The sequence below is a fragment of the Maribacter sp. 4G9 genome (genome assembly GCF_002742265.1).
Taxonomy (GTDB): Bacteria; Bacteroidota; Bacteroidia; order Flavobacteriales; family Flavobacteriaceae; genus Maribacter.
In genome coordinates this window covers 1-20,373 of the sequence record NZ_MDGL01000166.1, presented here as the reverse complement: position 1 = coordinate 20,373, position 20,373 = coordinate 1, and the positions used below count along the sequence as shown (strand labels likewise).

Below are 20,373 nucleotides of genomic sequence, written 5' to 3'. Positions count from 1 at the left end.
CCGTGCTGAGCGTGGTCGAAGCATGACCTATGAAAAACAATAAAAATAAACAGATGAAAAAGTTTTTTATCCCAATAGTGGCTTTGGCCTGTTTAGTGCTGTTTGCGTTTGGCAAAGCTACTGAAACGACATCCTACAAATGTATGATCCAGCTTACCAATTACGAAGGCGAAGGGGCTTACATCGTAGTTTCCATTTTGGACGGTAATGGCAAGTATCAAGAGACCTTGTATGTTCAGGGCGATGACAACGAATGGTACCGTGATCTGGAGGAATGGTGGAAGAACATCTATGGTATCCGAAGACCCAACATTGATGCGATCGTAGGTGAAACCGTTACTGGCGGCCAACGTAAAATGACCATTTTGAACATCCCTACGGAAAAAATAGATGCCGGATATAAAATCCGATTTGAATCTGCCGTGGAAGACCAGGAATATTATAAGGACGATTTGGAGTTTGACCTAACTACCGAAAATCTAACCGCAAAAAAGGAAGGCAAGGGATTTATACGGTATGTACGTATGATGCAACAATAATAGCCATCTATGACCATCTCAATTTGGAGATATAGTCACTTGCTTTTGGCCCTATCATCGGGCCTTTTTTTGATATTGGCATCGGTGACGGGAATAATATTGGCCTTTGAACCCATGCAAAGTGCCCTAAGAACCTATGAACCGGTTGCCCTATCCGAAGTATCCCTAGCGGAAACCATCGGTACACTAAAAGAAAAGTATCAGGAGGTATTGAGTATAGAAGTCGATGGCGACGATTTTGTCCTTGCCGATGTGCTAACCCAAGATGGCGAAGGCAAGCGGTTCTACATCCATCCCAAAACAGGTGAGTCACTGGGCGAGCCGTCCCCGCAACATCCTATTTTTCAATTTACGACCAACTTGCACCGTTCCCTGTTCCTAAAAGGCGTTGGTCGCTTTTTCGTGGGACTTGTTTCCTTTTTGCTTTGCCTTATCGCGCTTACAGGCTTTATTCTTATTATCAGGCGACAAGGTGGCTTCTTAAAATTATTCTCTAAGGTGCAGAAGGATTATTTTGAACTTCGATACCATGTCACTTTGGGTCGATGGTTTTTGGTGCCGATTTTTATTTTAGCAGCCACTGGTGTTTACCTTTCGGCAGAGAAATTTTCACTGCTGCCCAGTACAATTGTAAAACACGGTACAGTTGTACCGGAAGTAGACGTGGACGAATCGGCAAGACCCCAAGATTTGGATATATTCAAGTCCACCTCGCTAAACAATGTCAGAAAGATAAACTTTCCCTTTACCCCATTTCCCGAGGATTTTTTTGAAGTTGCGCTCAAAAACAAAGAACTCTATATGCACCAATATACGGGTGAAATCCTGAGTGAGCGACCCTATCCGTTTACATTTCTGGCCAGTAAATGGAGTTTGAACCTGCATACGGGACGGGGTTCGATTTTATGGTCTTTGGTACTTTTATTGGCAAGTGCATCGATCCTATTCTTTATCTACTCGGGTTTTGTGATGTGGCGCAAACGGGCCAAGAACTCGGTAAAATTTGACACTAAGAATAAGGATGCATGTACGCATATCATTTTGGTAGGTTCTGAAACCGGCACGACTTTCGGGTTTGCCAAATCCCTCAAAAAAGCACTGGAAAAATTGGGAAAACAAGTACTTGTTTGCCAACTCAATGACTATGAAACGTTTAAAAAAGCCGAACATTTTTTTATATTGACGTCAACCTACGGTGAAGGAGATCCCCCAACCAATGCCCGAAATTTTTTAAATTTATTGGAGGCCTTGCCACAGCCCAATCACATCAAGTACTGTGTGATCGGTTTTGGTTCTACGGTATATCCCAACTACTGCAAATACGCCATCGATGTTGAAAATCGGATGGCTACCATACCCGGTTTTGAGCAAACCATTCCCCTATATAAAATCAACAATCAATCATTTGATTCCTTTAGGAATTGGTCTATCCGGTGGTGTGAAGCAACAGGGGAACGTTTGGAACTTCCGGCATTGGCTATAAAGAATAAAATTCCAAAAAAGCATGAATTTGAAGTGGTATCCAAGACCGAGCCCAATGGAGACGCTACCTTTTTAATCGGACTTAAAGCAAAAGGAAAGTGCAACTTCCAATCAGGAGACCTTTTGGAATACCGACCCAAAGAGGACGGGATACCCAGATGGTTCTCTATAGCCAAAGTTGGCCAAGAGATATTACTTAGCATCAAAAAACATGAGAACGGGGTTGTTTCCAACTACATGAATTCCTTAAAACCCTCAGAAAACATCAAAGCCAGCATCAAACCGAACCCCCATTTTCAATTTCCAAAAAAGGCGAAGGAACTACTTTGTATTTCCAACGGCACGGGGATTGCCCCCTTTTTAGGTATTGTTGCGGAAAACAAACATAAAATCCCAATCCAAGTGTATTGGGGCGGCCGAAACAATGCTTCTTTGGAAATCTACACCCCTTATTTGGAAAAGCTTAGTTACGAAGGAAAAATGAATCCCTTAAAGGTGGCGCTTTCGCGTGAAGGCACCTCGAAAACCTACGTGCAAGATCTTTTGACACAAGATTCCCACATCATTTCAAAGAGCCTAAAAAATGGAGCCATTATCATGATTTGTGGGTCGTTACGCATGCAGAACGATGTACTGGAATTTCTAGAGGAAATCACGATGAAACAACTAGGTACACCCTTGAACTATTTCGAAGCTAAGGGACAACTGAAAATGGACTGCTATTAGTGATATTTTGAAAATAACCCGATAGCCACATTAAGCCACTTGAGATTGCCACGTATTCTTAACTAAGTATTAAAAAAAACCAAAAAGGTTAAAAAATCAATTAAGGGACAAATTTATTTTTATTTATTCTAAATAAGTTTTGTAAATAAAATTGAACCGAATACTTTTGCCGAAATTCTTTTGATTAAGTCTAAATAAAATGAAAAGGTTCACCGCTATCCCCATTCTATTACTAAGCTTTTCACTAAAAGCGCAACAGCCAGCACAAACCACTATAATGGACTCCATTCATCTGAATGAAGTAACCCTAAAGGCAAATGCCATTTTGGGTAGTAAATTCGAGGCAAAAAATAGAACAGGATCGGCCTTTTACATTTCACCCAAGGAAATCAAGAAATTCAATTATACGGATATCAATCGAACACTCCGAGGGGTCCCGGGAGTAAACGTTTACGAGGAGGATGGATTTGGCCTTAGACCCAACATTAGTCTTAGGGGAACTTCACCTGAACGTAGTTCAAAAATTACGCTCATGGAAGATGGTGTACTCATAGCACCCGCACCATATAGCGCTCCTTCGGCTTATTATTTCCCCACCATAGGCCGCATGCAGGCCGTTGAGATTCTCAAGGGAAGTAGTCAGGTACAATATGGCCCTTACACTACGGGAGGTGCCCTAAATATGATTTCCACAGAGGTGCCGGAGAGTTTTGGCATATTTTTGAATTCGAGCTATGGAAGCTTCAACAGTGGACGAATTCACACGCAAGTTGGGGATACCCGTAAAAACTTTGGTTACGCCATTGAATACCTAAACTATAATTCAAATGGTTTCAAAGATTTGGATAATGGAGAGAATACAGGTTTTGATAAAAATGACCTGGTCGCAAAATTTAGGGTCAATTCAAATGCCGATGCCAAAGTTCCACAATCCGTGGAATTAAAGTTCCAATACTCCAATGAAGATTCCAACGAAACATATTTGGGGCTTACCGAAACCGACTTTTCCCTAAACCCCTTTAGACGCTATGCCGGCTCACAAAGAGATGAAATGAATACAGAGCATCTTCAGTTTATGTTGACCCATGTACTTGGATTGGGTAAAAATACCTCGCTGACTACTACGGCCTACCTCAACGATTTGAACCGAAATTGGTACAAAGTAGACTACGTAACCATAAACGGGGAACGGCAAAGTATTGCAAACATCATTGAAAACCCGGTTGACCTGCGGGCATATTATGATATCATTAGTGGAAACACAAATACCACGGATAATGATGCGATAGCCGTAAAAGCGAACAACAGGGAATACCTATCCGCAGGTATTCAAACAAAACTGAACCACCGTTGGAGTACCGATTCTTCCATGCACGATATTGAAGTGGGATTGCGATACCACTATGATGATGAAGACCGTTTCCAGTGGGTGGATGATTACGGAATAACAAATGGTATTATGGAACTCGGCACCAATCGTTTGGCCGGAACGGACGCAAATAGAATAAGTGATGCGCGTGCTTTTTCAACATATACCCTTTACAAATTAAAATACAAAAACCTAACACTTACTCCTGGTATTCGTTATGAAAATATTCAATTGGGAAGAACGGATTATGGGAGTAACGACCCAGAACGTTCAGGTACCAATATATCCGCTCGGGAAAACAATGTGGACGTTTTCATACCCGGAATGGGATTCAATTATAATTTTGAGAATGTATCACTATTTGGAGGCATTCACAAAGGATTTTCCCCTCCAAGCAATCAAGTTGGGGAAAAACCGGAGGAAAGCGTGAATTATGAATTGGGCGCGCGTTTTACGTACGCCGGACTATCTGGGGAACTGGTCGGCTTTTACAATGATTATAGCAACCTATTGGGAAGTGACCTAGCAGCAACGGGAGGGACGGGTTCCTTGGACCAATTCAATGCAGGTGAAGTTGTTGTGCAAGGAATCGAAGTATTGCTAAACTACGATCTTTTACCATCTACCACAAACGTTTCATTGCCCATTACTTTGGGATATACCTTTACAGATACAGAATTCCAGAATAGTTTTGGAAGTGAAAACGATATCTGGGGTACGGTTAACCAAGGGGACGAATTGCCCTATTTATCCAAACATCAATTTAATGCCGCCGCCAGTATTGAATTCAAAAAATTTGAAGTCCATCTTAACGGACGTTTTAACGGAGCTTTCAGGACCAAAGCGGGAACGGGTTCCATTCCCGATAATGAGAAAGTCGATTCCAATATAGTTCTGGATTTGGGAACCAAATATCGCTATAACGATCATATTACAATAACCGCAAATGCGATGAACCTTTTGGATGAAACATATGCCGTAGCACGTGTACCTGCCGGTTTACGCCCTGGAATGCCTTTAGGAATTTTTGGAGGACTGGAATTGCGATATTAAATTATATTTGGCCATATTGGCTTTTATCGCACTAGTGATAATTAGAAAAAAGCTCGGTCGCTTTATTGTAAGCGGCCTCAAAAACCATCCAATTGACATTGGAATCCGCCTTTTGAGCCGTTAAGTAGGACAGTAACTTTTCGGTGGGCATATTCCCCGTAAGTTCGTCCTTGGCCATGGGACATCCACCAAAACCCTGTATGGCACCATCAAACCTGCGGCAACCCGCTTTGAAGGCCGCGTCCACTTTTTCATGCCATTTAGTGGGGGTAGTATGTAGGTGTGCCCCAAATTCAATGAGTGGATATTTGGGAATTAAATTAGAGAACAAGTATTCGATATTCTCAGGGTCCGAAGTTCCCACGGTATCCGAAAGGGACAAAATCCGTGCGCCCATGGAGGCCAGTTTTTCTGTCCACTCCCCCACAATCTCCACATTCCAAGGATCTCCATACGGATTACCAAAACCCATGGAAATATAGGTCACCACTTCTTTGTTGGCCGCATCGGCAATATTGAAAATCTCTTGGAGCGTTTCCACAGATTCGTCTATGGTCTTATGGGTGTTTCGCATTTGAAAGTTTTCCGATATGGAAAAGGGAAAGCCCAAATAATCGATTTCAGCATGCTTTACCGCATCTTCCGCCCCGCGGACATTGGCAATAATCGCCAATAATTTGCTTTTGGTCCTTGAGAGGTCCAACTTGGACAACACCTCGGCCGTGTCGACCATTTGAGGAATGGCTTTTGGGGAAACAAAACTGCCAAAGTCCAACGTATCAAAACCGCAACCCAATAATGATTGCAGATAGCGCACCTTTTCATCGGTAGGGATAAAAGTCTTAATACCTTGCATGGCATCCCTAGGACATTCTATAAGCTTTACTTTACTGTTGGACATACTGTAAAAATACAAACAACCATAGGAAATTCAGAGGTCTTTTAAAATGAATACTTGGGGAAAGTTTAAATCTTCTTACAAACAAAAAATTAAGAGCTAGACGATTTTTTATATCTTGTTCAAAATTTAAAATTATGAAATGAGCCATAACAAGTCTTGATATCTACTGAGATGGTTATTGGCGAAATCGAAGATTCATGAACACCTATGTAAACAAAATAAAATGATGTGAATAATTGGATCTGACCTATGAAAAACAATAAAAATAAACAGATGAAAAACAAGATTACGGGGATTGTGATACTTTTGGTATGTACTTGCTACAGTTTTTCCTGCAAGAATCAAAATAATGATTTAAAGAAAAAAGAAATAGGGCCGGAAGAAATGGTACAAGAAGATATAGTACAGTCCAGTGATAGTTTGTTAAGGCACGTTGTTATATTCAAATTTAAGGAGGGTACCTCTGAAGAGGATATTAAAAAAGTAGAGGAAGCGTTTCACGCCCTACCTTCTAAAATTCCACAGATAGCGGGATATGAATGGGGAACCAACAACAGTCCAGAAGGTTTGGACAAAGGCTTTACCCATGTCTTCTTTCTATCCTTTAAAAGTGAAGAAGATAGGGCCATTTATTTACCCCATCCAGACCATAAGGCCTTTGGGGCCGTACTTGGACCACATCTTGATGATGTACTTGTTATGGATTACTGGACTGATTAAAATTAAACAGTCCCTAACTAGAGTTTTCTTCTAGGATGGCCCGGTTTATTTTTTTAACTAAAATTGGTCCTTCGTAAATAAAACCTGTCCATAACTGAATTAAATCGGCTCCGGCATTGAGCTTTTCCAAAGCATCTTCGGGAGAATGGATTCCCCCTACCCCTATGATTGGAAAGGCTTTATTACTGCGCTCCGATAAAAATCGGATCACCTCCGTACTTCGATCCTTCAATGGTTTGCCACTCAAACCACCTGCCTCTTCCAATAAGAGTCCGTGGGATTTTAGATTTTTGCGCTCAATGGTCGTGTTCGTGGCGATTACACCATCAATTTTGGTATCTGCCACGATATCGATGATGTCTAAAAGTTGGTCATTGGTAAGGTCCGGTGCAATTTTCAATAAAATCGGTTTTCTTTTTACTGCCTTTTCAGCGGCCAATTTTTTATTGGCCACTTCCAGTTCCCTTAAGAGTCTTGTTAATGGTTCCTTATCCTGAAGTTCCCGTAAACCCGGGGTATTGGGCGAACTTACATTGACCACAAAATAATCCACATAATCAAAAAGGGCATCAAAACAAATCAGGTAATCCTTTATGGCCTCGGCGTTGGGTGTCACCTTATTTTTTCCAATATTCCCGCCAATCAATACCTTGTGTTCCTTTTTCAACCGTTCCACTGCCTCAAATACACCGTCATTGTTAAACCCCATTCTATTGATGATGGCACTATCGGCCTTTAACCGAAACAAGCGTTTTTTAGGATTTCCGCCCTGTGGTTTGGGTGTCAACGTACCTATTTCCACAAACCCAAAACCAAAATCCGACAGTTCATTATAAAGCACGGCGTTCTTGTCAAATCCCGCGGCCAAACCAACCGGGTTCTTAAACTTGACTCCAAAAACCTCGCGTTCCAGCCTTTGATCCTCTATGGTAAAAATTGGTTTTAAAAGACCCAAAAGACCAATCTTTGAAATGACCTTTATCAACGCGAAGCTAAAATGGTGGACCTTCTCCGGGTCGAATAAAAACAAGATGGGACGTATAACCGATTTGTACATATTGGGTTGGATTTTTGCAAAAATACAAAGTGAGGGCTTCATAGGTTCACTCCCACCTCCATAAAATTCAAACTGACCTAATTCTGTTTCTCGGCAATACTATCCGTATAGACCTTAGGGGTAATTACAAAAGGTGAACGGGAGGCTTCATGGCAGAGATCTAAATATAATTGATATTGTTTGGCATTCAAGAGGGAAAGCACCCTTTTATCGATCATGGACTGTATCAACTCCATGCTGTCCATGACTCCCCGATACTTTAATGCCAATTCATTCAATTCCTCCACGGTGTTTTGAGGATGCCTGTTGTAAATATTCTCCAACCGAACGTTCAAAATTTCATTTCTATATTGCAATTCCGCTGCCAGATTCACCAGCTGCTTTTTTTGGAAATCGTTCATTTGGAAAATATCCACCAAGGAATCACTTTCGGTGATGCCTACCCCTAGAAGACAATCTGCTTGTGACCTAACGGAAAAGGAGACCAGAACCAAAAGAAAGGGGAATATAGCTTGAAACCGCATTGAAATATTGATTATAAACTGATTACGAAAATACAATTTAAAAGCTATTTTTGGATAAAAACCGAGGCATGCAGGATATAATAACCCGTTTTATAGATTATGTGAAGATCGACACGCAAAGTGACCCAACTTCCAATTCGACACCCAGCACCAAAAAGCAATGGGATTTGGCGAATAAACTCGTTACCGAACTAAAGGAAATTGGCATGGCCGATGTCACCATCGATGAAAATGCCTATATCACGGCGACACTTCCAAGCAATCTGGATTATGAAATACCCACCATTGGTTTTATTGCCCATTTTGATACGTCACCAGATTTTTCAGGAACCCATGTAAACCCCCAGATCATACGCAATTATGATGGAAAGGACATTGTATTGAACAAGGAAAAGGACATTGTACTTTCACCTGATTATTTTGACGACCTTAAACAATACAAAGGGCAGACCATCATCACTACCGATGGTACCACGCTACTGGGTGCCGATGACAAAGCCGGAATTACGGAAATCATTACAGCCATGGAGTACCTTATAAAACATCCAGAAATAAAACACGGTACCATAAAGGTGGGATTTACGCCCGATGAGGAAATTGGCCGTGGGGCCCACCATTTTGATGTAAAATCCTTTGGAGCCGATTGGGCCTATACCATGGATGGGAGTCAAATTGGGGAACTGGAATACGAAAATTTCAATGCGGCCGGTGCCAAAATTACAGTGGCCGGAAAAAGTGTGCATCCAGGATATGCCAAAAATAAAATGGTCAATGCCCTGCTAATTGCCAACAAAATAATATCTCTTCTACCCGAAGCCGAGGTTCCCGAAAGAACATCCGGCCGGGAAGGTTTTTTTCACGTGTATCATTTTAAAGGAGAAATTGAACATGCAGAAATAGCGCTGATCATCCGTGATCATTCAAAATCCCGTTTTAAGGAAAGAAAGAAGCAACTACAGGAAATTGTGAAACAGCTCAATGGCACCTATCCAAATTCCATTACCTTGGAAATCAATGACCAGTATTACAATATGAAAGAAAAAATAGAACCTGTTTTCCATATTGTTGAAATAGCCAAGGAAGCCATGGAGGCCGTTGGCATATCCACTATCATCAAACCCATACGGGGTGGTACGGATGGTTCCCAGCTGAGCTTTATGGGGCTGCCATGCCCCAATATTTTTGCAGGGGGACATAATTTTCATGGAAAATACGAGTATGTTCCGGTAGAAAGTATGGCAAAGGCCGTAGCCGTTATCGTGAAAATTTGCGAACTTACTGCTAGAAAAGGCTGAGTTTATGGACACATCCAAGAAATTAGAGAGATTCTTTTTTGAAGATCATATCTTTAAAAAGGAGGTTTCGCTTCTAAGGAACCTACTTTTGGAATCTGGCCTGGATGAAACCTACAAATGGAATTTTCCCACCTACACGCTGAAAAACAAAAACATTGTGGCCATTGGGAAATTTAAAAAACATTTTGGAATCTGGTTTTTTAAAGGAAGTCTCTTAGAAGACCCTTACAATGTTTTGGAGAATGCCCAAGAAGGTAAAACAAAGGCGATGCGCCAGTGGAAATTTTACGCGATGGACGAAATACAGCCCAATAGAATTGAACAATATATATCCGAAGCTATTGATAATCAACGGAAAGGACTTGACATTGACCCTGTAATAAAGAAGAAAACGTCCAAACTAATTGTACCAGAAATGCTTCAAAATGCACTGAACAGCAAACCCGATGCAAAAAAGGCCTTCTACTCACTTTCTCCTGCCAAACAAAGGGAGTATGCAGAATATATTGAGGAGGCCAAAATGGAAAAGACAAAAATTTCCAGATTGACCAAAATTCTTCCAATGATTCTAGAGGGTACGGGACTAAACGACAAATACCGATAAAGTCCTACCTGAAAAGCCCTTAGACCATGGGCAGTTTCCAGCCATTTTGGTAGTTTGCCATCAAATACTGATTCGCTTCCTCATTCTTGAACTTGCCTGTGGCATCGTCCCAATAAATCCTGTTCCCGGTTTTAAAGGCCGCATTGCCCATGTGCGACACCAAAGCGGCATCATAACCAACTTTGATAGGAGCCGTTAGCTTAGAGGCATCCCTACTCTTAACCGCTTCCATAAAGTTTTGGGTATGTAGGTCCAGCCCGCTTTGTCCGCCGTTATCGAACTTCACAGCTTCCATTTTGGGAATACCTTCCTTGCCCCAACCTTGAAACTCCGTTTCAGGAATAACTTCCCAACCTTGCCTGTCCAATACCAACGTTCCATTATTTCCAATAAAGGCGATTCCATGGTTCCTTCCATAGTTACCGCCATCTATGCCGGTGGCATGCTCCCATAAAATGGAGAAACCATCGTATTCATAAACTGTTTGTAAGGTATCCGGCGTCTCGGAAGCATCATCAGGATATGCAAACTTGCCTCCCAGGGCCATTACGGATTTTGGTGTACTGGCCTTCATGCCGTACAATGCATAGTCGATAAGGTGTACGCCCCAATCCGTCATCAGGCCTCCTGCATAATCCCAGAACCACCTAAAATTAAAGTGAAAACGATTTGGGTTGAAAGGTCTTTGGGTTGCGGGCCCTAGCCACATATCATAGTCCACTCCCGCTGGAGCCGTACTATCCGGTACGATGGGCACAGGTTTCATCCAACCTTGATAGGCCCAGGCCTTGGCCAACCTAATTTCTCCCAATTTACCGGAGTGCACAAAATCGATGGCATCCACAAAATGGGGCTGACTCCGCTGCCATTGTCCAATTTGCACCATCCGATCGCTGGCCCCTACATAATTCAACATGATATTGGCTTCCTGTACGGAATTGGCAATGGGCTTTTCACAATATACATCCTTCCCTGCTTGAAGGGCATCTGTCAATTGAAGACAGTGCCAATGGTCCGGCGTTCCTATTATAACGATATCGATATCCTTATTTTCCAACAATTTTCTGTAGTCCTTGTACCATTTCGGCTTTTTGATTCCTGCCTTTTCCAAATTTACCGTACGCCTTTGCAATACATTTTCATCTATATCGCAAAGGGCGATAACATTAATATCGCTCATTTTAAGAAATGAGGACAGATCTGAAAAACCCATTCCATTGCACCCAATAAGCCCTACGTTCACCGTATCATTAGGGCCCACTTTTTTTCTCATAGCCGCCAAAAGCTCCATGGGAAACATGAATGTTGCTCCTGACACGAGTAAACCCGCCGTACTCCTTTTGATAAATTCTCTTCTACTACCAAGCATGTCTAATATATTTTGTTGAATGAATATAGGGATTTTAAACAAAAAAAAAGCACCAATTTTAAATTGGTGCTTTCAAGTTTATTAAAAAAGGAGTTATTTCTTTTCTGGAGCATTCAGTTTTTTGCTCATCTCCATAGAAATGGCGGACCTATCGAATTTCAGTTTACCGGCCATTGTTTCTAAAATGCAGGAAAAATCTTTTTCGTTCAATTCAACAACCTTACCATGCAAACCACTTTTGGTTATTACCCTATCCCCACGTTTTAATTCCGCAGCAAATTTCTTCTCGTCCTTTTGTCTTTTCATTTGCGGCCGTATCATAAAAAAATAAGCGACCACAAAAATCAAGATCATTGGAAGAAACTGTCCTATATCACCCATATTAGTATTCTTTATTTATGTTACCCGAATTATTTTACGGGCCCTAGCGGAGCAGCACCTTTTGGATTCACAAAAGCCTTGATCCTCAAAATTTCCGAACCTTTTTCCGTATTGGCAGTAACGGTTATGGTTTTTGTAACTTGATTTTGCCCGGATCCGTTAAATTTTACAACCAATTCACTGGACTCACCTGGTGCGATCGGGTCTTTTGGAGGATTTGGAACCGTACATCCACAGCTACTTTTTGCATCTGTAATAATCAAGGGAGCGTTACCGGTGTTGGTAAATTTAAATGCAGTTTCCTGTGGCGTTCCTTGTTCAATAGTTCCAAAATCATGTTCGGCCTTATCAAAGGTCATAACAGGAACTGCCTTCGCAGCCTCGTCCCTAACAGCGGCTTCTGCCACATTATCGGATTTAATTTTACTTGAAGCATTTTCCTTACATGAAGTGAATGCAAACATCGCAACTGCGCCAACGGCAAAAATTACTCTTTTCATTATTGATTTTTTTTAGATTGAAACAAAATTAGAAAATATTTTTATAACAGGCCACGGCCCACTTTATTTAGCTTTCCTTCCCTTTTATATTCTTTTGTGAGCTTGTCCAAAATACCATTGATAAAAATACTGCTTTTTGGGGTGGAATACTCCTTTGCAATTTCCAAATATTCATTGATGGTGACACGCTCCGGTATGGAAGGAAAATTGAGCAGTTCGCAAATGGCCATCTTCAATAATATCGAATCCACATCGGCTATACGATCTTTGTCCCAATTTGGGGTCTTTCCTTCGATTTCCTTTTCCAATACCTCGTTTTTCAACAACGTCTTTTTCAACAATTTATTGGCAAAATCCATGTCATCCTGATCTTTTAGAAGTTTGGGAAGAAAAAATTTAGGATTTTCATTGGGTTTTACCTTTTTAAATTGTTTTACCAAAAAGGTATTTACTATGGGCAAATCGTCCACCCAGGTTAGTTTATGGTCCTCAAAATAATCATAGATCTTCTCGTTGGGGGCAATCACTTCCTTAAATAGGGAAATAATGAACTCTTTGTCCTCTTCATAGCCATCATTAGGGTTGGCCATATACTCCTTGTAGATTGCACTTTCAACAATGGATTTGTATATCATCCTCACATATTCCTCGTTTAAGTACCAGTTGTCCAATTTTCTTTTGGAGAGTTCCTCCTTGACCAGGGGATTTTCCTGGATCTGGACGAGCAACCTGTTATTCACGAACTTTGATTTGTTGGGGAATCCAGTATCCCTGTCATCCGAAAGATACTTTTTAGATGAGAGGTTCAATTGTTCCGCGGCCTTTTGCTGTATTTCACTAAAAAGACTGAGCCAAAGCAAATAGAGGGTATAGGTGTTCTCGATACTTACGGTTAAAAATTTCTCCTGTTTTTGGAGGGAGTCATCCTTGGATTGGATTAAGGCGTAAATGCACTGCATTACTTTGACCCTAATATGCCTTCTTGTAAGCATGTTAAAGAACTTTTGTATTGATGAATATTTTCTTGGGCAAAAGTACGCATCTATTTAAGTGCTTACCAAACCATTTGGCGCATATTTTTGAGGACTGCCTTTTTTTTAAATTCGGCATTTGTTGGGATATTCTTTAAATCTGTCCAATAAAAACCGGGGTATGGCTTTCAAAATACAATAGTCTTAGAAATTTTATAGCGCGAAATTAGTACGGAAAAGGCCTATCTTTGATAACTCAAAACTACGACCGACACTTTTCATGAAGGAACTTAGGCACCTCAACAAGTACTTTAAAAAATACTGGCTTAAACTCCTTATAGGAATCATAATCACTGTTATCGCCCGAATTTTTCAGTTAGTGATGCCATCCTATGTGAACAAGATTATAACCGTGGTCGAGCAATTTATCGACTCCGAAATTGCAAAAACGGAAGCCAAGTCCCTTTTGATGGACTACATATTGATCATCGTGGGTGCCGCCTTGCTATCCGGTTTTTTTACGTTCTTGATGAGGCAGACCATTATCTATGTTTCCCGCTATATCGAGTATGATCTTAAAAATGAAATTTTTGCCCATTATCAGACCCTAAGCCCCAACTTTTATAAAAAGAACAGAACCGGTGATTTAATGAACCGTATTAGTGAAGACGTCAATCAAGTTCGTATGTACGCAGGCCCGGCCATTATGTACGGAATACAAACTTTGACTCTTTTTGCCTGCCTGGTGCCCTTGATGTTTATAAAGGCACCAACATTGGCGGCATATACACTGCTACCGCTGCCAATACTATCTATTTTAATTTATAAAATTAGTAAGGTTATCCATAAACGGAGTACCATAGTCCAACAATATTTATCGACCCTTTCTACCTTCACACAGGAGGTTTTTTCTGGTGTATCCGTAATAAAGGCCTACACCTTGGAAGCCCAGACCAATAGCGAACTCAAAGTGTTGGCCAGTGACGGTAAGGAAAAAAGCATGAGTTTGGCTCGTGTTAATGCATGGTTCTTCCCATTAATGATCCTTCTTATCGGTATCAGTAATATACTGGTCATCTATATAGGGGGTAGGCAATATTTAAGGGGAGACATAGGCGTGGGGTTAATTGCAGAATTTATTCTTTACGTGAACATGTTGACATGGCCTGTGGCTATAGTTGGATGGTTAACTTCCATTGTTCAGACAGCCGAAGCAAGTCAAAAGAGAATCAATGAGTTTTTGGGACAGCAATCAGAACTTGTAAATGGTACTGTTGAATTGACAGATGTTGAGGGCAAAATAGAGTTTAAAAATGTCAGTTTTACCTATGAGGACACTGAAATCAATGCCTTAAAGAATATATCCTTTACCATAAATCCAGGGGAAACCACCGCAATTCTGGGTAAAACTGGCTCAGGAAAATCGACTATTTTGGATTTGGTTGCACGCCTTTATGATGTCTCCTCCGGTGAAATAAAAATTGATAATAAAACCATTGGGGACTATGAAATCACCAGTCTAAGACAGGCCATAGGAGCCGTTCCCCAAGATGCATTTCTATTTTCCGATAGCATTAAGAACAACATCAAATTCGGTAAGGAAGATGCTACAGAAGAAGAAATTGTCGCCAAGGCCAAGGATGCGGTTGTCCATGAGAACATCATGGGCTTTTCCAAGAAGTATGACACCATATTGGGGGAAAGAGGTATAACCTTAAGTGGAGGTCAGAAGCAACGGGTGTCCATTGCAAGGGCCTTATTGAAGAACCCTAAAATATATCTTTTTGATGATTGTCTATCAGCGGTAGACACAGAAACCGAGGAAGATATCTTGAACAACCTTAAAAAAGCCTCTAAGGAAAAGACTACGCTTATTGTAAGCCATAGGGTCTCATCGGCCAAGAATGCGGATAAAATCCTGGTTCTGGAAGATGGCCAACTCATTCAAGAGGGAACACATGAAGAATTAAATACGATCGAAGGTTACTATAAAGAGCTTTATAAGAATCAACTATCGGATAAAGAAAACTAAAAATTAGTTGCCGAATAACTATTTTTTTTCCATTTTTGGTAGACTAACCATAGAATATATATTAGGAAATGAGCGACAGAGATTTAATGGATCAAGAGGAAATTCACTCGAAAGTTTTAAGAGCGGGCAGAAGGACTTACTTTTTTGATGTACGAAGCACCAAAGCCGGCGACTATTATCTAACAATCACGGAAAGTAAAAAATTTACACATGACGATGGTTCTTTCCATTACAAAAAACACAAAATTTACCTTTACAAAGAAGATTTTGAGGCCTTTAGGGAAAATGTTGAGGAAATGATGGACTTTATTATCGATGAAAAGGGTCAAGAGGTTATTTCCGAAAGACATCAAAAGGACTTTAAAAAAGAGGATGAAGAAACAAGTGACGCCAGTGACCCCAATGCAAGTGGCAGTTTTACGGACGTTAGTTTTGATGACATTTAAATACCCCTTACTAAAGAAACAAACGACCCTGTACTAGGGTCGTTTTTATTTTATGGGTATTTTGTTCTTGTACATATTAGGCCCATTTGACCAGTATTTTATTTAAAAGGAAAATGCCAATTACCAGGACCAACGCCATTTTATAATTCACCAAGATAGTCGTCACGGCAAATAGTAAAGAAAAATAAACTGTAAAGCCTACTTGGGCCGTTGCATATCTGAAAGTTCCCGTGAATTCAGCCTCCCAAACCTTAGGCTTCACAAGGAATTTCCATACTAGCCAAATTGGCAGATTTATAAGCGAAATAAGAAACTTGAAAAAGTTAAACCTTTTTTTTGATTCGCTCCCTATTCCAATTTCATGATTTTCCCTCTCAAAACTTGCTATATTTTCATTTATAGTTGCAGGCATTAAAAAGGAAAGATTCTTCGATTCCAAATAAGAAATAATTCGGTCGTAGTCCTCTTCTGAGTCTATATGCGTTGTAAGTTTTTTTAGGGCGTTGGACACTGCGATTTTTGTCCTTTTTTCTGATTCCTGTATTGCCGCTTCATCATATAAAGACCCAGCACTAATTGGTTTACCGTAATGCACCGATACAGAATCTGGAAAACTAGTCGCATCACTGTAATTGAGACCTACGGGAACAATCTGCAAATCAATACCGGGATTCTGTTGCAAAGTTCTAAACACAATTCTGGTAAAGCCCTTGCTCAGGGTCCTAACACGGCGTTTTAAATTGTGATTGGCTTCCGGGAACATAACCAGTGCCTGGCCCCGACCCAATATTTCCGAACATGAGTCAAAAACGTCCTCGTTCTTACTTAGTGAACTTCGTCCATCGCGAATACGGTACACCGGAATCATCTGGAAAAACTTGAACACTTTGTTCAATAATGGTTTTCCAAAAACATCGGCACGAGTTAAGAAATAGGGCTTTCTATTACAATCCACGGCTATCAGCAATACATCCATCAATGCACTTTGATGATTGGGCAAGAATAGCACGGGTTTGTCCGTAGGTACCCGTTCCAAACCAAAAACCTCTATTTTCTTGTGATATGAATGTAGGCCATTTTTTATATAGACCTTTACCAGATTATAAAGAAAGTTTTTCATGCAAGTCGCTCACCTTTTACGGACCTAGAGTTCCAGAAAGTTGCCAAGAGCAAACCTGAAACCATATGCCATATTCCCCAGAAAGCGGCTAAAATAGCCATTCCTCCCAAGCCGTCAAAAAAAGTAAATATCAATAGGAGCCCAAGACCCGAATTCTGTATTCCGGTCTCAATAGTAATGGACCTCGTATTTTGATTATCCAAATCGAATGCCTTCGCCATGCCATATCCACCTAAAAAGGCCAGTAAGTTATGAAGCAGTACGAGCCAAAAAATGTACACCACATACTCCAAAAAAATGGCTATGTTGTTAAACAAGGCAAGAAAAACCAAAAAAATAAAAAACACGAGGGAAAACACTTTGAAAAACTTGGCCATTCGAAAAGCAAGGACCGGTTTCCAATGATTCATACCCATACCCAGAACCAAGGGAACCCCCAGCAATAAAGCAACCAGTTTTACCATCTCCAAAGGTTCAATGGCAACGGTGCTCAATATGTCGGAAGTAGGCCCATAAAGTGAGCCCCAAAATTCCAAATTAAAAGGTGTCATGATAATGGCCAAAAGGGTAGCAATGGCCGTAAGACATACGGAAAGAGCCGTATTACCCCCGCCTAAATGTGTAATGTAATTGGAAATATTACCACCGGGACAAGCGGCCACCATGAACATGCCCAATGCCACACTTGGGTAAGGTCTTAATATATAGACCAATACAAAGGTTATAAGGGGCAAAAGAAAAAATTGACTCACAACCCCCACGAAGACAGGCTTAGGCCGCATCCAGAGTTGCCTAAAATCCTTCATCGAAATCTCAAGTGCTATCCCGAACATTACCAAAGCCAGAACAATGTTCATGAGCCATAAGGCCTCACCATCAAAATTAATTTGTACACTATCCAGGGTAGTTTCAGTCAAAAAAATAAAGATTAAATTCAATCCAATTATCGGACAAGAAAGCAATATACTAAAATAGTGTTAAAAAGCTGTTATACCCTTTTGACCCAAAAATTTAAGCTAATGGATTTTTAGTTTTTCTATCATTTCCAAAGAAACATTCCCCGCATATACACCGTAAGCATCGACCAAGAGTCCCCTTTCACCTGTACTGGTTTCAATAACGTATAGAATAGTACTGTCATCTGGATTGGTCTGTCCCTCAAAACGATAGTATTTAAGGACATTCAGGTTTACAGCCTTGTGAATATTCTTTTTAGCCTTGTTTTCGATACCAGCGTCACATAAGTTAAAATCCTCCGTATATCCTTCCTTTTTTAATTCATTTATTGCCACAGAAAGTGAGTCATATGATTTTTCCATTATTCCCATTTTTAGTTTCTTTAAGTTAATAATTGATACCACCAATTACAACACTTTTTGTTTTTATAACTTTGAAAATAAAATTGAGACATGGCAAGAACACCGAGTAATATGTTGGAACTAAGTACAAAAGCACCTCCATTTATACTTTTGGATACCGTTACTGGAACTATGTTAAACCTTCAACAGCTTAAAGGCGAAAAGGGAACGGTGGTAATGTTTATATGCAATCATTGTCCTTTTGTCATTCATGTCAATCCAAAAATAACGGAGCTGGCCAATGTCTATCAAGAAAAGGGGATACAGTTTATTGCCATTTCCAGTAACGATATTGAAAACTATCCGCAGGATGCCCCCCACCTTATGAAACTGAAAGCAACGGAAGAAGGTTATCCATTCCCCTATTTGTACGATGAAACACAAGAAGTGGCCAAATCCTATGACGCTGCATGTACACCAGACTTCTATTTATTCGACGAAGAACTGTCCCTAGTATATAGAGGTCAATTGGATGATTCCCGTCCAGAAAATGGAATACCACTTACGGGCAAGGATTTGTTTAATGCCATGGATGCCCTTTTGAACGGCACTCAAGTTTCGAATATCCAAAAACCGAGCATTGGCTGCAACATTAAATGGAAAGCGAATTGATTGTCCAATTTTTTGGTTGATTTGACATGCTATGGGCTTGGAGGCAAGACTTAAGTTCATTAAACTGGTACCATCACTTTATGATAGATATATTCATATTGGGACAATGGCCTATAACCAACATTATAGGCACTTATGGCCCAATGGGGACACTACCACATATATCCAACATAGCTTTACAAAACAGGTACTATTAAATGAGGAATTAGATATAAACACCCATCTTTTTATAATACAACTAGATGCTACCTATGTAGGAATCTTAAAAGTAACATTGCACAAAAGTATATTATCCTTTACGGAATCAGAAGCCATTTATTTGGATAAAATATACATTCTTAAAGAGTTCTCGGGTCTAGGAATTGGCGCCAGGTGCATCCAATTCGTTGAGGACATGGCCAGAAAGCTTTCAAAAAGAGTACTTTTTTTGGAATCCATGCAAAAAGGACGGGCACTAGGTTTTTATCTTGCCAACGGCTTTACCATAGTGGCCAATAGCACAGTTCCGTTTGAAAACGTAATTGAAGAAGAGAAACCCATGTACCTTTTAAAGAAAGACTTACCCTAATTTACCACCCTTCCCTCTTCACCAAATTTTGAATGTGTGCCAAATGATGATTTCCATGCCAGGCATATTTTCCAATATTTTCAGCAACCGTAACCTCTACTTGACCATCTGGATGGATATAGTATTTTTCAAATTGAACCTCTTCCAACCCTTTAAGCAAAAAAACCAGTTTAGCATGCAAGGCTTCAATATAAGTCAGTGAAAGCGAAATTGGAGCGGTTTTGGCATCCATTAAGTCACTCCAAGACATTTCGTCGTAAGCTTTAATCAATGGCGCCTCTTCCGTTAGTGCCCATTTAAAACGAGTATAGCTGTGGTGATGGCTATCCGCGATATGATGGATCAATTGTCTTATTGACCAGCCTCCAGGTCTATATGGAGTATCCAGCTGTGATTCATTTAGAGAAAGAACAAGTGACCCAAGCCTTTCGGGTAGATTTTCAAGTTCCTGAATCCAAGAGTTCCTAACCTGCTTTGAAATTATTACCGGGCAAATAAAATATCCTATCGGATAACGTAATTTTTCAAGATTTTCCATTGTATAAAATTAAAAATTTAATAGAGTTTTTGACTTAGGTACTTAATCAATAACGATAGAAGTAGTAAATTCGGGGAAACAAACATCAAGAACATGGAGCAAAGATTCAAGAGCATGTCCCTTTTCGACTTTATGGAGAAATTCCCGGACACGGACAGCTGCCTGTCGCATCTGGCCTGGCTAAAGTGGGACGGGGGCTACAGGTGCC

21 protein-coding genes are annotated in these 20,373 nt (G+C 40.5%); 10 read left to right on the top strand and 11 right to left on the bottom strand.

Features of this window, described 5'->3' with window-relative positions:
- Nucleotides 1–53: 53 nt before the first annotated feature.
- The 3 genes from BFP75_RS17220 (at nucleotide 54) to BFP75_RS17210 (ending at nucleotide 5,169) form a co-directional block, all read left to right on the top strand.
- Nucleotides 54–539 carry a DUF2271 domain-containing protein gene (locus tag BFP75_RS17220; protein ID WP_099546595.1) on the top strand — a complete coding sequence of 162 codons (486 nt, stop codon included), beginning with the start codon at nucleotides 54–56 and terminating at the stop codon, nucleotides 537–539.
- A 9-nt stretch (nucleotides 540–548) separates the two neighbouring features.
- A complete protein-coding gene (locus BFP75_RS17215; RefSeq protein ID WP_099546583.1) occupies nucleotides 549–2,747 on the top strand; it encodes a PepSY domain-containing protein in 2,199 nt (732 codons plus the stop codon).
- 199 nt (nucleotides 2,748–2,946) lie between these two features.
- Complete coding sequence (locus BFP75_RS17210; RefSeq protein WP_099546582.1) at nucleotides 2,947–5,169, top strand: TonB-dependent receptor family protein; 2,223 nt, start codon at nucleotides 2,947–2,949, stop codon at nucleotides 5,167–5,169.
- Nucleotides 5,170–5,200: 31 nt separating this feature from the next.
- Here BFP75_RS17210 and BFP75_RS17205 read toward each other — a convergent pair whose 3' ends face one another.
- Nucleotides 5,201–6,070, bottom strand: coding sequence for a hydroxymethylglutaryl-CoA lyase (locus BFP75_RS17205; protein ID WP_099546581.1), 870 nt, complete (start codon nucleotides 6,068–6,070; stop codon nucleotides 5,201–5,203).
- A 273-nt stretch (nucleotides 6,071–6,343) separates the two neighbouring features.
- On the opposite strand from BFP75_RS17205, the gene BFP75_RS17200 reads away from it, so the two are divergent.
- Nucleotides 6,344–6,790, top strand: a complete 447-nt coding sequence (locus tag BFP75_RS17200; RefSeq protein ID WP_099546594.1) for a Dabb family protein — start codon at nucleotides 6,344–6,346, stop codon at nucleotides 6,788–6,790.
- A gap of 13 nt (nucleotides 6,791–6,803) precedes the next feature.
- Here the strand turns inward: BFP75_RS17200 and BFP75_RS17195 are convergent, their stop codons facing one another.
- Together BFP75_RS17195 and BFP75_RS17190 are read right to left on the bottom strand one after the other, a co-directional pair.
- The gene (locus BFP75_RS17195; RefSeq protein ID WP_099546593.1) at nucleotides 6,804–7,847 is read right to left on the bottom strand and encodes a quinone-dependent dihydroorotate dehydrogenase; all 1,044 of its coding nucleotides are present in this window, start codon (nucleotides 7,845–7,847) and stop codon (nucleotides 6,804–6,806) included.
- 77 nt (nucleotides 7,848–7,924) lie between these two features.
- Nucleotides 7,925–8,371: a hypothetical protein gene (locus tag BFP75_RS17190; protein ID WP_099546580.1), complete on the bottom strand. Its 447-nt coding sequence runs from the start codon at nucleotides 8,369–8,371 to the stop codon at nucleotides 7,925–7,927.
- Between the two features lie 68 nt (nucleotides 8,372–8,439).
- Here BFP75_RS17190 and pepT point away from each other — a divergent pair, with 68 nt between their 5' ends.
- Both pepT and BFP75_RS17180 read left to right on the top strand, forming a co-directional pair.
- Nucleotides 8,440–9,666 carry a peptidase T gene (gene pepT, locus BFP75_RS17185; RefSeq protein ID WP_099546579.1) on the top strand — a complete coding sequence of 409 codons (1,227 nt, stop codon included), beginning with the start codon at nucleotides 8,440–8,442 and terminating at the stop codon, nucleotides 9,664–9,666.
- Nucleotides 9,667–9,670: 4 nt separating this feature from the next.
- Complete coding sequence (locus tag BFP75_RS17180; RefSeq protein WP_099546578.1) at nucleotides 9,671–10,270, top strand: YdeI/OmpD-associated family protein; 600 nt, start codon at nucleotides 9,671–9,673, stop codon at nucleotides 10,268–10,270.
- Nucleotides 10,271–10,289: 19 nt separating this feature from the next.
- Here BFP75_RS17180 and BFP75_RS17175 read toward each other — a convergent pair whose 3' ends face one another.
- From BFP75_RS17175 to nusB, 4 genes are all read right to left on the bottom strand, one after another.
- Entirely contained in the window at nucleotides 10,290–11,639 is a 1,350-nt protein-coding gene (locus BFP75_RS17175; RefSeq protein WP_099546592.1) for a Gfo/Idh/MocA family protein, read from the bottom strand.
- A gap of 93 nt (nucleotides 11,640–11,732) precedes the next feature.
- Nucleotides 11,733–12,020 (bottom strand): preprotein translocase subunit YajC, encoded by a 288-nt coding sequence (yajC, locus tag BFP75_RS17170; RefSeq protein ID WP_099546577.1) that lies wholly within the window; start codon nucleotides 12,018–12,020, stop codon nucleotides 11,733–11,735.
- Nucleotides 12,021–12,049: 29 nt separating this feature from the next.
- A complete protein-coding gene (locus BFP75_RS17165; protein WP_099546576.1) occupies nucleotides 12,050–12,520 on the bottom strand; it encodes a DUF1573 domain-containing protein in 471 nt (156 codons plus the stop codon).
- A gap of 41 nt (nucleotides 12,521–12,561) precedes the next feature.
- Complete coding sequence (nusB, locus tag BFP75_RS17160; protein ID WP_099546575.1) at nucleotides 12,562–13,512, bottom strand: transcription antitermination factor NusB; 951 nt, start codon at nucleotides 13,510–13,512, stop codon at nucleotides 12,562–12,564.
- Between the two features lie 259 nt (nucleotides 13,513–13,771).
- Here nusB and BFP75_RS17155 point away from each other — a divergent pair, with 259 nt between their 5' ends.
- Both BFP75_RS17155 and BFP75_RS17150 read left to right on the top strand, forming a co-directional pair.
- Nucleotides 13,772–15,523 (top strand): ABC transporter ATP-binding protein, encoded by a 1,752-nt coding sequence (locus BFP75_RS17155; RefSeq protein ID WP_099546574.1) that lies wholly within the window; start codon nucleotides 13,772–13,774, stop codon nucleotides 15,521–15,523.
- A gap of 68 nt (nucleotides 15,524–15,591) precedes the next feature.
- Entirely contained in the window at nucleotides 15,592–15,969 is a 378-nt protein-coding gene (locus BFP75_RS17150) for a PUR family DNA/RNA-binding protein (protein WP_099546573.1), read from the top strand.
- A gap of 76 nt (nucleotides 15,970–16,045) precedes the next feature.
- Here the strand turns inward: BFP75_RS17150 and BFP75_RS17145 are convergent, their stop codons facing one another.
- The 3 genes from BFP75_RS17145 to BFP75_RS17135 all read right to left on the bottom strand — a co-directional run bounded on the left by BFP75_RS17145 (nucleotide 16,046) and on the right by BFP75_RS17135 (nucleotide 18,408).
- On the bottom strand, nucleotides 16,046–17,089 hold the full coding sequence (locus tag BFP75_RS17145; protein ID WP_099546572.1) for a lysophospholipid acyltransferase family protein: 1,044 nt from the start codon (nucleotides 17,087–17,089) through the stop codon (nucleotides 16,046–16,048).
- Nucleotides 17,086–18,006 (bottom strand): bile acid:sodium symporter family protein, encoded by a 921-nt coding sequence (locus BFP75_RS17140; protein ID WP_240531821.1) that lies wholly within the window; start codon nucleotides 18,004–18,006, stop codon nucleotides 17,086–17,088. Before BFP75_RS17140 ends, BFP75_RS17145 begins: the two co-directional genes overlap by 4 nt.
- 99 nt (nucleotides 18,007–18,105) lie before the next feature.
- Nucleotides 18,106–18,408 (bottom strand): phosphoribosylpyrophosphate synthetase, encoded by a 303-nt coding sequence (locus BFP75_RS17135; RefSeq protein ID WP_099546590.1) that lies wholly within the window; start codon nucleotides 18,406–18,408, stop codon nucleotides 18,106–18,108.
- Between the two features lie 90 nt (nucleotides 18,409–18,498).
- Here BFP75_RS17135 and BFP75_RS17130 point away from each other — a divergent pair, with 90 nt between their 5' ends.
- Nucleotides 18,499–19,059 (top strand): thioredoxin family protein, encoded by a 561-nt coding sequence (locus BFP75_RS17130; protein ID WP_099546571.1) that lies wholly within the window; start codon nucleotides 18,499–18,501, stop codon nucleotides 19,057–19,059.
- 31 nt (nucleotides 19,060–19,090) lie between these two features.
- Nucleotides 19,091–19,627: a GNAT family N-acetyltransferase gene (locus tag BFP75_RS17125; RefSeq protein WP_099546570.1), complete on the top strand. Its 537-nt coding sequence runs from the start codon at nucleotides 19,091–19,093 to the stop codon at nucleotides 19,625–19,627.
- A 1-nt stretch (nucleotide 19,628) separates the two neighbouring features.
- Here BFP75_RS17125 and BFP75_RS17120 read toward each other — a convergent pair whose 3' ends face one another.
- A complete protein-coding gene (locus BFP75_RS17120; RefSeq protein WP_099546569.1) occupies nucleotides 19,629–20,165 on the bottom strand; it encodes a YfiT family bacillithiol transferase in 537 nt (178 codons plus the stop codon).
- Between the last annotated feature and the right edge of the window lie 208 nt (nucleotides 20,166–20,373).